The 12,152-nt window shown below is 43.0% G+C and carries 9 protein-coding genes; 6 read left to right on the forward strand and 3 right to left on the reverse strand.

The genetic code is table 11. The features are described from left to right. Window positions 1-154: 154 nt before the first annotated feature. Entirely contained in the window at window positions 155-1,348 is a 1,194-nt protein-coding gene (gene nifS / locus QZT26_RS01780; RefSeq protein ID WP_099324104.1) for a cysteine desulfurase NifS, read from the reverse strand. After that, on the reverse strand, window positions 1,345-2,199 hold the full coding sequence (gene nifU / locus QZT26_RS01785) for a Fe-S cluster assembly protein NifU (RefSeq protein ID WP_099324103.1): 855 nt from the start codon (window positions 2,197-2,199) through the stop codon (window positions 1,345-1,347). Before nifU ends, nifS begins: the two co-directional genes overlap by 4 nt. 582 nt (window positions 2,200-2,781) lie before the next feature. Between nifU and QZT26_RS01790 the strand changes: the two genes are divergently transcribed. The 6 genes from QZT26_RS01790 (at window position 2,782) to phoU (ending at window position 10,837) form a co-directional block, all read left to right on the forward strand. After that, a complete protein-coding gene (locus QZT26_RS01790; protein ID WP_295100198.1) occupies window positions 2,782-4,161 on the forward strand; it encodes a porin in 1,380 nt (459 codons plus the stop codon). Between the two features lie 78 nt (window positions 4,162-4,239). Then, window positions 4,240-5,214, forward strand: a complete 975-nt coding sequence (locus tag QZT26_RS01795; protein ID WP_099324101.1) for a PstS family phosphate ABC transporter substrate-binding protein — start codon at window positions 4,240-4,242, stop codon at window positions 5,212-5,214. 131 nt (window positions 5,215-5,345) lie between these two features. Continuing rightward, entirely contained in the window at window positions 5,346-7,610 is a 2,265-nt protein-coding gene (locus tag QZT26_RS01800; protein ID WP_099324100.1) for an ABC transporter permease subunit, read from the forward strand. After that, window positions 7,607-9,208: a phosphate ABC transporter permease PstA gene (gene pstA / locus QZT26_RS01805; RefSeq protein WP_099324099.1), complete on the forward strand. Its 1,602-nt coding sequence runs from the start codon at window positions 7,607-7,609 to the stop codon at window positions 9,206-9,208. Before QZT26_RS01800 ends, pstA begins: the two co-directional genes overlap by 4 nt. Before the next feature lie 64 nt (window positions 9,209-9,272). After that, on the forward strand, window positions 9,273-10,040 hold the full coding sequence (gene pstB / locus QZT26_RS01810) for a phosphate ABC transporter ATP-binding protein PstB (RefSeq protein ID WP_099324098.1): 768 nt from the start codon (window positions 9,273-9,275) through the stop codon (window positions 10,038-10,040). Window positions 10,041-10,108: 68 nt separating this feature from the next. Next, on the forward strand, window positions 10,109-10,837 hold the full coding sequence (phoU, locus tag QZT26_RS01815; protein ID WP_295100202.1) for a phosphate signaling complex protein PhoU: 729 nt from the start codon (window positions 10,109-10,111) through the stop codon (window positions 10,835-10,837). A gap of 145 nt (window positions 10,838-10,982) precedes the next feature. Here phoU and QZT26_RS01820 read toward each other — a convergent pair whose 3' ends face one another. Beyond that, window positions 10,983-12,056, reverse strand: a complete 1,074-nt coding sequence (locus QZT26_RS01820; RefSeq protein WP_295100204.1) for a DUF362 domain-containing protein — start codon at window positions 12,054-12,056, stop codon at window positions 10,983-10,985. Window positions 12,057-12,152 lie beyond the last annotated feature (96 nt).

The raw sequence follows: 12,152 nt of genomic DNA on the forward strand, positions 1-12,152 counted from the left end.
TTAGATCTCGTTCCCGGGCCAGGCGGGTTCATGTTTGCAACCGTTCGGTTGCGCGCACATAGTTTCCAGCACCATTACGTTCCCAAACAGATACTTCACTATGTTCAGCACAAGGTTTGGGAACGAGTCGCGCTCGGTAGTCTAATAGATTACGCTAGCAATAACCCGCAGAAACGTGTCCCTGAAATTTAGAATCCCTGTTGTATGGTGATATTTCCCTGAGTCTCCTCACAACGGGTGGAAGGTGTTCAATTATATATTCTACATCGTCTGTTGTCGTATATCTGCTCAGGCTCAACCGGATGGAACCGTGTACTGCGGTAAAAGGAATGCCCATTGCCCTTAATACATGCGAAGGTTCCAGTGAACCAGAAGTACAGGCGGAACCGGAAGAAGCACAAATTCCCTTCTCATTAAGCAGCAACAAAATAGCTTCGCCTTCAACATATTCAAAACTTATATTTGTAGTATTGGGTAACCTGGGAGATTTATAACCGTTTATTATCGCATCAGGGGCCTTTGCCACAATTTCACTCTCTAATCTGTCGCACAATTGTTTTACCCTTGTCTGTTCCTCCTGCATAAATTTTTTTGCCAGTTCACATGCCTTGCCAAGTCCAATAATAGAAGGCACATTCTCCGTACCTCCTCTGCGGTTTTTCTCCTGATGCCCTCCGATAATAAAGGGTGCGATGGATGTGCCTTTCCTTATGTACAAGGCACCAACCCCTTTTGGTGCATGTAATTTATGCCCTGAAAGCGTCAATAAATCAATTGCACTATCAGCGAGATTTATCGGTATTTTACCTACTGCCTGCACCGCGTCGGTATGCAAAAAAGACCCCTTTTGTTTTACAATGCCGGCAACTTCCTCAATAGGGAAAATGACGCCGGTTTCATTGTTTGCATGCATAATAGACACAATTGCCGTATCTTCTCTCACCGCTTCAGACAATTCATCCACATTGAGCATTCCATTTCTATCTACCCCCAATTCTGTGACATGATACCCATGTTGGGTGAGATATGTACACAAGTTATAAACCGCAGGGTGCTCGACCCGTGACGTCACAATATGCTTTTTACCCGGATTCGCCCGGAGGATGCCCAATATCGCAGTATTATCACTCTCCGTGCCGCAACTGGTAAATAATATCTCTTCCGGCCCGGCGCCAATGAGGTCCGCAACCTGCTGCCTTGCCTTGTCTATTTTCTTTGCAACCTGACCGCCAAAAATATGCATGCTGGAAGGATTGCCGTAATATTCAGAAAAAAAAGGCAGCATTTCTTCCAAAACCTCAGGAGCAACCTTTGTAGTCGCATTGTTATCCGCATAAACAACCTTCATGATATTACCTCCTCCACAATGAGCGTATCGGTGACGAATTCTCTTAATTTAGCCTCTACCGTCGATTTTAAGGTTACTCCCGAACTCGGGCATGCGGAACAACTTCCCCGGAAAGAAACCATTACCCGGTCGCCGTCGATATCAATCAATTCAATATCACCTCCATCCGCCAGCAGGGCAGGGCGAATCTCCCTTTCTATCGTCTCCTGCACAAGCTTCATTTTTTGAATATTCGTTAATTTTTTAACGGGTTTCTGTACCTTTTTAATAATTTCTTTCTCTTTTTCCTTGTGCCAGATTTCATCGATAATAGCCTGGATTTGAGGATGACACGACTGGCAGCCTCCTCCCGCTTTGCAATAGTTTGTTACCTGGTCAATAGTCGTCAGCTTATGCTCCCTGACTTCATGAGCGATCTTATTGTCGGTTACCCCAAAGCATTTACACACAATTGTTCCCTCATCAACAGCTTTCTCCAGCTTTATCCCGCGATAATTCGCAATAGCAGCTTCCAGCGCCTCACGTCCCATAACAGAACAATGCATTTTTTGTTCAGGCAAACCGTCAAGATACTCTGCAATATCACTATCAGCGACCTTCTCTGCTTCAGCGATTGTTTTCCCTTTTATCATCTCTGTCAGGGCGCTTGCCGAGGCAATGGCGCTCCCGCAGCCGAAGGTCTTAAATTTTACATCCGATATAACGCCCCCGGCATCTATTTTCAGCATCAGTTTAAGCGCATCACCGCAGGCTAAACTGCCTACTTCTCCCACAGCATCCGGATTTTCGATATCGCCAACATTTCTCGGATGCAAAAAATGGTCTTTTACCTTTTCAGAATAGTCCCACACCTTTTATTCCTTTCTTTACAACTGATAAGAAACAGATTTTCACTGCCAATATACACTAATGCATGTATTCGAATATATTCTTTTCTCATTGTCATGTCAAGCATTGCCTGACCTTGTTACACCCAAGGTGGCATAGCAGCCAGAACCAAACAAGCAAGATGAAAAAATACGAAATTCGAAGTACGAAATACGATACAAATTCAAAAATACAAAATCCCAATAAAAAACCTGGTTTTGAACATTTGAAAATTGAAAATTAGAATTTGTTTCGCGTTTCGTATTTCACCATTAAATATTTTTCCTTTAACCTGATGCTCTGGATTACGGCCGTCGCGTTAATCCCGCTTTTCTGGCAATTCTGATACATGGAAAATCTTAACAAAATCTTAATAATTTCTTTATATGGCCTTAATATTTGTAATTTATAATCCTTGCGTTTTCATTATAGTCTGTTGCCTATCGTAACAATACAAAAAGACATAACAGAAGACGTGTTGCAGGCATGATTGTGCTATAGAGAAACCGAAAAGAGTTTGTATTTTTTTATTTTATATGTGTTGTTTTTAAAAGGAGAAATTTTAAATGATCGGCCGTAAATGGCGTAATTTTATGCTACCAAATTTCTTTGTTTTTTGTGTGTTATGCATGGGCGGTGTATCTCCGATAGTGTTTGCACAGGGAGAATCCAGTACCGATGCCAGAAGTGAGGTAGAAGAATTAAAGCAGCAATTAAAACTGATGGAAGAGGCATTTGCACGGCAACAGGAACAGATGGATGTTTTAAAAAATCGTATAGAGATAATCAGCACGGAAACCAAGGTTGTCGTGAAAGAAGAGACAAAGCAGGCAGTGCAGGACTATTTTTCCACAGATGAGGCCAAAGAAATTTTGGGAGTTGGCATGCCCGATATGATCGTTGAGTATACGCCGGACGATAAAAAATCAGCCTTAAGTATCAGAACGACCGATGGCAATTATTCCCTTAACATTGGTGCACTATTGCAAATGCAATATGAATATAAAGACAAGGACGATGATTTTGACGAGTCGGATACACAAAATATCGATATCCGCCGTGCAAGGCTTAACTTTGGCGGAAATATCTACAGCAAAGACCTGCATTATTATATTGGTATAGACGGGGATAAATTCGACGTAGGGGTAAGAGATTTTTACGTGTACTGGACGCCTTTTGATGAATTAAACACTAAAATTGGTTACTTTAAGGTGCCGTTTAACAGGCAGCGGCTAGCATCCTCTGCAACACTTTTGCTTCAGGAAAGGTCTATTGCCAGCGAGTTTTTTGACCAGGATCGTGATTACGGTGTAGATTTGTATGGAAAACCCTTTGATGGATATATGGAATATCACGCAGCGGTGTTTCAGGGGGCGGGAGAGGATCAGGCGGACTGGTTTCAGGGCAAGGAAAATTTTGACAATGAACTTATGTTTGTTCTGAACGCCCGGTATAATCCGTTTGGAAAGTATAACTATTATGATGAAACCGATTTGGCTTATTCCGATACATTAAAAGCAACCATTGGCGCATCCGTTGCCTTTAATGGTAAACGAAAAGATGTTAAAGAGGAAGATTATGACAACATTACGGGTGTAGTTGATTGCGGATTAGTATATAAAGGGATTTCCTGGAATAATGAATATTATCTTATGTCAAGAGATCCTGAATCAGGCGGGGAATCCCTGGAATCAGAAGGCTTTCATACGCAACTTGGTTACTTTGTATTACCTAAAAAACTGGAACTTGCCGGACGTTACTCCGTGATAGACCCCGATGACGATATTTCAAATGATATTCAACGAGAGTATACTTTTGGAGTCAATTATTACTTTCGCGGCCATCGCTCAAAAATTCAGGCGGACTTCGGGCATCTTGTAACAGAGGGGGAAGAAGAGGATAAAGAGGAGAATAGGGTACGGGTACAATACCAGATTATGTTCTAAAAAGGAGAAAAATAAGTCGATTTTCAATATAAATTCGAGTAATATATCGCTCATATAATTTAAGGAGGAATGATTATAATGATGAAAAAATTATTGTTATTGTTAACTATTGCAAGTTGGGGAATAATAGGTGCGGCCTATGCCGAAGAACCATTAACGGCTGAACCGGAGATTAAATCCTATGCAAAGATAGGCGGTGTCTCGGGAAATCTGAACAGCATCGGTTCTGATACCATGAATAACCTCATGACGTTTTGGGCAGAGGGTTTCAATAGGTTATACCCCAACGTGAAGGTACAGATTGAAGGCAAAGGGTCTACAACAGCGCCTCCTGCGCTGATTTCAGGGACAGCACAGATTGGCCCTATGAGCAGGGCTATGAAACCAACGGAAATCGATGCATTTGAAAAAAAGTATGGTTACAAACCAACAGAAATAAGAACAGCGCTCGATGCATTGGCGGTATATGTAAACAAGGATAATCCTATAAAAGGCCTGAGCCTGCCGCAGATAGACGCGATTTTTTCAAGTACCAGAAGAGGCGGATATAAAGAAGATATTAAGACCTGGGGACAACTTGGGCTGACGGCAGATTGGGCGTCAAAACCGATAAGTCTTTATGGGCGCAATTCCGCTTCCGGCACCTACGGTTATTTCAAGGAACATGCACTTTTTAAAGGAGATTTTAAAAATACGGTAAAAGAACAGCCTGGTTCTGCCTCTGTGGTTCAGGGGATTACTGAAGACCGTTATAGCATCGGATATAGCGGTATAGGATATCAGACATCGGGTATCAAAACCGTGCCTGTTGCGTTGAAAGAGGGAAGGCATTTTGTAGAGGCAAAATCAGAGAACGTGCTGAACGGTTCTTATCCCCTTGCACGATTTCTCTATATCTATATTAACAAAAAACCGGGGCAGCCTCTTGACCCTCTGATTCGAGAATTTGTCAGATTTATCCTGAGCAATGAGGGCCAGCAAATAGTGATAAAAGATGGATATATGCCATTGCCGTCGTCAGTTGTGGAAAAAGAACTGAAAAAAATAGAATAGCATCCATCATTGCGATTCTCAATATCTGCATTCAATCAAATTGTTTTAATAATCACCCCTTTGTATTCCTAAGAAACTGAAAATTAGGGAAGAGGGGTGGTTTTCTTTTAGACCGCACTGTTTGTTCGCATATGAAAAGCCTGAAAAGCAGAAAACTTACCGACAAAACTGCCCGCTGGATGATCACATGCAGCGGTGTAGCCACCATATTTGTAATACTTGCCCTCTTTGTCTTTATCTTCATGGAAGTCCTTCCCCTTTTAAAAGGAGCGAAGGTTGTAAAAGAAAATACATTTGCCATTCGTAAGGCGGCGGTTTGTATTGGCGCTGATGAACATCTGGAGATTGCGTATGTCGTGTATAATAATGGCAAAACAGAATTTGTCTCGCTGCGGGACGGCAGTATTATCAGGAAACACGATCTTCCCGGGATTGGTAACGCGCATATCACATCGGTTGACAAATATAAAGACCATCATGTTATGGGAATGGATGACGGGAGAATTTTAACGGTTTCCATTGGTTTTACCCAATCGTTTGAAAACGGAAAACGGATAATATCCCCGGTAATTTCTTCGCGTAAAGCGATTCATACGAATGAAGAAGGCGATTCTTTGCCTTTTGCAGTGAAACACATTGTTTCGCGGGAGGATGAAGAAACAAGTGTTACTGCGGTACATACTGACGATGGCCGGTTGTTGCTGCTTTCTTCAATAATAGAGACCTCTCTTTTTGGAGAAGGGGAAAAGAGGGATTTATGCCAGGATATTACCCGCCTCATTAAAAAATCGTTACGTAGAATTACCCCTTTTATACATAATCAGACGGAACAGCCACTGCGGGAAGGGACGATTGCCATAACTGCCCTTGCCCTTGACATTTTTATGGATAATCTTTATGTCGGCACAGATTCAGGGGAGGTAATATGTATTGACATAAGGGAGAAAGAGGAACCCGTAGTTTTGGAACGGGTAAAGGTTTCCGGCAGCGTCGTCTCCGCAATGAGGTTTTTGTTGGGCGATATTTCACTGGTGATTGGCGACTCAGAAGGCAAAGTTTCCTCCTGGATGAAGGTGAGAGATGCATTGTCTCTCTCGGGATGGTCGCTGAAAAAAATACATACGTTTCAATCCCATAACGCCCCGGTAGTGGCTATTGCCGGGTCTGTGAGAGACAAGGGTTTTGTTACTGCCGATTCAAACGGTTTGGTACTTCTCCGCCACGCCACATCAGAACAAACATTGTTAAATGTGAAAACGTCTTCTCCTGTAACCGCACTTGCCTTCTCTCAAAAGGCAAACGGCATCCTGGCAGCCGATGCATCAGGCGCATTATATTTGTGGAACATTTCTAACCCGCATCCTGAAACTACATTAAAGACACTGTTTGGCAAGGTATGGTATGAGGGATACGAAAAACCTGAATACATATGGCAATCAACCGGCGGTACGGACGATTTTGAGCCAAAGTTCAGCCTGATTCCTTTAATCTTCGGTACGATCAAAGGCACGGTGTATGCGCTGCTTATTGCCGTGCCAATCGGCATATTCGGGGCGCTCTATACTTCGCAATTTCTCCACCGGTCTTTAAAGGTAATCAAGCCTGTTATTGAATTAATGGCGGCACTTCCCAGTGTGATTCTGGGTTTTCTCGCAGGATTATGGCTTGCTCCGTTAATTGAAAAAATCTTTCCGGCTTTGGTAATTATGCCATTTTTCATTGTACTTTCCATTTCTGCCGCGATGATTATCTGGAAGGTGACTCCTCTATTCTGCAAAAGTAAATACAAACATGGCGTGGAATTGGTATTTTTGATACCATTTATCATCAGCGCAATTTTTGGATCTATTTGCCTTTCGGGGGTATTTGAATCGTTTGCTTTTGGAGGAGATTACCGGCAGTGGTTATTACATGTTTTAGGGCTGCATTATGACCAGAGAAATGCAGTTGTAGTAGGGTTTGCCATGGGATTTGCGGTGATACCGCTTGTTTTTACCATATCAGAAGATGCCATGAGCAATGTTCCCGGAAGCCTTATTTTCGCTTCTTTGGCACTTGGCGCTACACCGTGGCAAACCGCGATGAAGATTGTGCTCCCCACCGCAAGCCCGGCTATTTTTTCTGCAGTTATGATCGGTTTTGGGAGGGCAGTGGGGGAAACCATGATCGTGCTTATGGCAACGGGTAATACCCCTGTGATGGACTGGAATCTTTTCAGCGGATTCAGGGCATTGGCTGCAAATATTGCCGTGGAAATACCCGAAGCGCCGTTTGGCGGAACTCTTTACCGGGTGCTTTTTCTTGCATCACTTCTGCTTTTTGTGACAACATTTATTGTTAACACCCTTGCCGAAGTAGTCCGGCAAAAGATGAAGAAAAAATACAGTAAACTATGAAAAAGTTTTTAAAGTCAGGTGATCCATATGTGTGGTTAACCGCAAGCTCTCTGACCATATGCCTTTTGATGGTTTGCGGGCTGATTACGCTTATTATGATAAAAGGGCTTGGTATATTTTGGCCGCATACCATTGTTCATTTTCATCTCAAAGACGGGACAACGGTTTTAGGGGAGGTGGCAAAAAAAGAGCCTATTCCCTACGAAAAAGATGGTTACCGGACAAAGATCAAAATAGGCAACCGTGATATTTACGGACTTGATTTCAGATGGATTGATGATGACAAAATAGTTTTACTGGAATATCCCGCCGATGCTGTTGCCATCGAGAGGCGCGAGTGGGGAAATATGTATGGGTTTTTGCAGGGCATTATAGGAAAGAACGGCGGGATTGAAGCAATACAACCGGAAGGGGCAATGGGGTTTATAAACGAAAATAAAAAACTTTTCAAAAAAATAAGGCGGCTCGAAAAAAAGGAAATTGGCGACATTAACTATCAGATGGAAAAAAAACGAATTATCGTAAAACAATTACAGTCGCTGCCGCCGTCTGATATAGTTCAAAAAAAAATGGATGGCGTCAAAATAAAAATTGACGCCCTTGAGAAAATATATCGCGAAAAGGAGGCCTTGCTTTCAAACCTTTACCAAAAGGCAAGAGAGAAAGAATTCATCATACGTCTTGCCGGTGGAGAAGAAAAAATACTTCCTGTTTTTCAGGTAGTACGTATGTACACACCCAATTCGATGCATGTATTCGCAAAAACAGGTTTTTATCTGACAAAATTGTGGGAGTTTATTGCCGATGAACCAAGGGAGGCCAATACGGAAGGGGGGATATTCCCTGCAATATTTGGTACGGTCATGATGGTATTTATCATGAGTATTGCCGTCGTTCCCCTTGGAGTATTGACGGCAGTCTATCTGAAAGAATATGCCGGTGATAATTTTATTTCACGGATAGTACGCATCTCGGTCAACAATCTGGCAGGTGTTCCCTCAATTGTTTTCGGGGTATTCGGGCTTGGCTTTTTTATCTATTTAATAGGGGGTACTATTGACAATGTGTTTTTTAAATCTGCATTGCCGTCCCCTACGTTTGGAACGGGCGGTATTTTGTGGGCAGCGCTTACGTTGGCATTATTAACGGTGCCGGTAGTGGTCGTTTCTACGGAAGAGGGGCTGTCTTCCGTGCCCGGATCGATAAGGGAAGGTTCTTACGCCCTTGGCGCAACAAAATTTGAAACGTTATGGCGGGTTGTGCTTCCCCAGGCCGCCCCGGGCATACTTACCGGTACTATTCTGGCAATGGCTAGGGCAGCGGGAGAGGTTGCACCGCTTATGATTACGGGTGTTGTGAAACTTGCACCTTCTCTCCCCATAGACCATCATTTTCCTTTTCTTCATTTAGAAAGAAAATTTATGCATCTGGGTTTCCACATTTACGATGTAGGGTTTCAGTCGCCAAATGTCGAGGCTGCAATTCCCATGGTATATACCACAACCCTTGCATTACTATTTAGCGTGCTGGTATTAAATATTACGGCAATAATAGTGCGTAACAAGTTGAGAAAAAAATACAGGATGTCATCTGTATAAGAGATGTATGTTTCTAAAGAAGTAATTTTGAAAACAAGAGAGGTGTACCATTTCTCCCGGTAAAATGAAAAAAAAACCTAATCCGGTAGTTAATATTACAGACCTGAAATTGTATTACGGCGACAATTTAGCCCTGAATGGCATAAACCTGGATATTTCAGAAAAAATGATCACAGCGTTTATCGGGCCTTCCGGATGCGGAAAGTCAACGTTAATCCGGTGTTTAAACCGCATGAATGATCTTATAGAAGGGGTGCGGATTGAGGGTTCCATTAAGATTGCCGGAAAAGACATTTACGACCCCTCTGTCAATGTCACTGAACTCAGGAAGCGGGTTGGCATGGTATTCCAGAAACCAAACCCGTTCCCGAAAACAATTTATGAGAATGTGGTGTACGGTCCGCGTGTATTGGGAATAAAGAAAAAAAATACACTGGATGATATCTGCGAAAAGACGCTTATAAAGGCGGCGCTATGGAACGAGGTAAAGGACCGCCTCCATCTCAGCGCCCTTGAACTGTCAGGAGGACAGCAACAGAGGGTGTGTATCGCAAGGGCAATCGCCATGGAACCGGAAATTGTACTTCTCGACGAACCTTGTTCCGCGTTAGACCCGATTGCCACGGCAAAGATAGAGGACATGCTTGTCGAACTGAAAAAGGACTACACGGTGGTTATCGTAACCCACAATATGCAGCAGGCGGCAAGGGTTTCCGATTATACCGGGTTCTTTATGATGGGGGAACTTGTAGAGTATGATGATACGACTGAATTATTTACGAAACCGAAAAAACAAAGGACAGAGGATTATATAACGGGCAGGTTCGGGTAGAAACGTGAAAACAATTTTCATTGCAAAAACAGCGGTTATTTCGCAGGGTATCCTGGAACAATTACGCCATGTTATGGTGCTGGGAAAGGACGGGTTTTGCCGGTTTAAAAGAGAGGGGAGGCGGGGACGTTATGGTACGTGAAGTATATCACAAGGCTTTAAAAGCGCTGCAGGACGAAGTGCTTGATATGGGGAAAATGGTTTCGCAGGCGATACAGGATTCCATACAGGCATTGCAAACCAGAGACATAGAGGCATCGAAGGAAATTATAAAAAAAGACCTGGAGATTAACAAAAAGCGGTTTGACATTGAGGAGAAATGTATTGTACTCATTGCGACACAACAGCCTCTGGCGGTGGATTTAAGGACGTTGACCGCTATTCTGAGCATAATAACCGACCTTGAACGGATGGGTGATCATGCGGAGGGCAATGCCAAGATAAATATTATGATTGGCGAGGAACCTTTGATAAAACCATTGGTTGATATTCCACGAATGGGGGAGATAGGCATTGCCATGCTGGAAAAATCTCTCAAGGCCTTTATGGAAAGAGATGTGGAAGCGGCAAGGAGTGTATGTGATGAAGATGATAAAGTGGATGCGCTCCACGACCAGATTTACCACGAACTTTTGCTGCTGATGATGGGTAATCCAAAGATAATCAATCTGGCAACCTACCTTACATGGGTTTCTCACAATCTGGAACGTATTGCGGACAGGGTGACAAATATAGCGGAAAGGACGGTATATATGGTTACGGGTGAAATGGAAGAATTAAATGTGTCGAAATATTAGTGAAAGTCGTTGAAATATAACAATTTGGTTTTTTGAAAAAGCAGGGGGCGAAGCATTTGCCATTTTGGGTATGGATACATTTATTACAATTTACAGCAAATGCTTCGCCCCTACTTTTTCAAAGATTAAAGTGTTGCAAATTTTTTTATCCACAACTCACCAGTTCATACGCCATACTCCCCAAACCTATTTCCTGGGCGTAATTCATCTGAACGGTGTAATCTATTTTTGGCCAGGATTCCTTAAAAAAGTCCTTGCCGATGTGTTCCCTGATTAGATCGGTGGTCGCTTTTTCAATTGCAACGGGGTCCCATGAGGCGATGATGCCGATGTCTGCAATATCAGGCTCAAAGGGTTTGTCCATACAATCGCAATGATGGGTAATGTGCGTGAGGAAGTTAAAGAAAACCGCCTTCCCTTCTTTTCCCTTTAAAATAGCAAGACAGTGTTCCGCCACCTTTTTCTGGAGATTTACGGCATTTTCGTCCCATGCAATCTTTACCGCCTGAAACTGGCATACTGCCAGGCATTCTCCGCAGCCGATGCATATTTGCGGGTCAATGATTGCATATTCTTCCCCAATTTTAATCGCTCCAACCGGACACCACTTTCCGCATACCCCGCAGGTGGTGCATTTTTTCTTAAGAATCTGCGGTATGACTCCAGAATGTTGTGATAATTTTCCACCGCGTGAAGAGAGTCCCATCCCGATGTTTTTCAACGTTGCCCCCATGCCGGTTGCGAGGTGTCCTGTTACATGGGAAATAGAGACGATTGCATTGGACGCCCTTGCCACTCCCGCAACATGGGCATATTTGCACATTTTCTGGTTGATCTCTACCTGCACATCATGTTCTCCGAAAAGGCCGTCTCCGATGATGATCGGAGCGCCAACACTTTCATAACTGAAACCATGTTCGTGCGCATGTGCGATATGATCAACGGCATTTGTCCTTCTCCCCAGGTACAACGTGTTTGTTTCAATTAAAAAAGGTTTCCCGTCATGCTCTTTTACCTTGTTGACAATTGATTTAATAATTGGTGGTTTGAGGTATCCGATATTCCCTTTTTCGCCGAAACTTGTTTTTACCGCCACCATGTCATTTTTCTTAATGGCGTCCTTAAAATTGGCATAATCAAACAATTTTCCCGCTTTTTCAGCGAGGGAAGGGACCTTTTCTCCATTTTCAGTTTTTATAAAATATACTTTAGACTTCATATTTCTATCCTTCTTTGAACAAACCCACCCCTCCCAAGAGAAGGATTATCAAATTCCTCCTTTTGGGAGGGGTGGGTAAAAATGAATGCCGTTAGG

The sequence above is a fragment of the uncultured Candidatus Kuenenia sp. genome, from assembly GCF_900696675.1.
Lineage (GTDB): Bacteria > Planctomycetota > Brocadiia > Brocadiales > Brocadiaceae > Kuenenia > Kuenenia stuttgartiensis_A.

What these genes read in the sequence shown, in the direction of transcription:
- nifS (WP_099324104.1), bottom strand. Translation starts at nt 1,348, where the DNA reads ATGAAGGTTGTTTATGCGGATAACAATGCGACTACAAAGGTTGCTCCT.
- QZT26_RS01790 (WP_295100198.1), top strand. Translation starts at nt 2,782, where the DNA reads ATGATCGGCCGTAAATGGCGTAATTTTATGCTACCAAATTTCTTTGTT.
- QZT26_RS01795 (WP_099324101.1), top strand. Translation starts at nt 4,240, where the DNA reads ATGATGAAAAAATTATTGTTATTGTTAACTATTGCAAGTTGGGGAATA.
- QZT26_RS01800 (WP_099324100.1), top strand. Translation starts at nt 5,346, where the DNA reads ATGAAAAGCCTGAAAAGCAGAAAACTTACCGACAAAACTGCCCGCTGG.
- pstA (WP_099324099.1), top strand. Translation starts at nt 7,607, where the DNA reads ATGAAAAAGTTTTTAAAGTCAGGTGATCCATATGTGTGGTTAACCGCA.
- pstB (WP_099324098.1), top strand. Translation starts at nt 9,273, where the DNA reads ATGAAAAAAAAACCTAATCCGGTAGTTAATATTACAGACCTGAAATTG.
- phoU (WP_295100202.1), top strand. Translation starts at nt 10,109, where the DNA reads ATGTTATGGTGCTGGGAAAGGACGGGTTTTGCCGGTTTAAAAGAGAGG.
- QZT26_RS01820 (WP_295100204.1), bottom strand. Translation starts at nt 12,056, where the DNA reads ATGAAGTCTAAAGTATATTTTATAAAAACTGAAAATGGAGAAAAGGTC.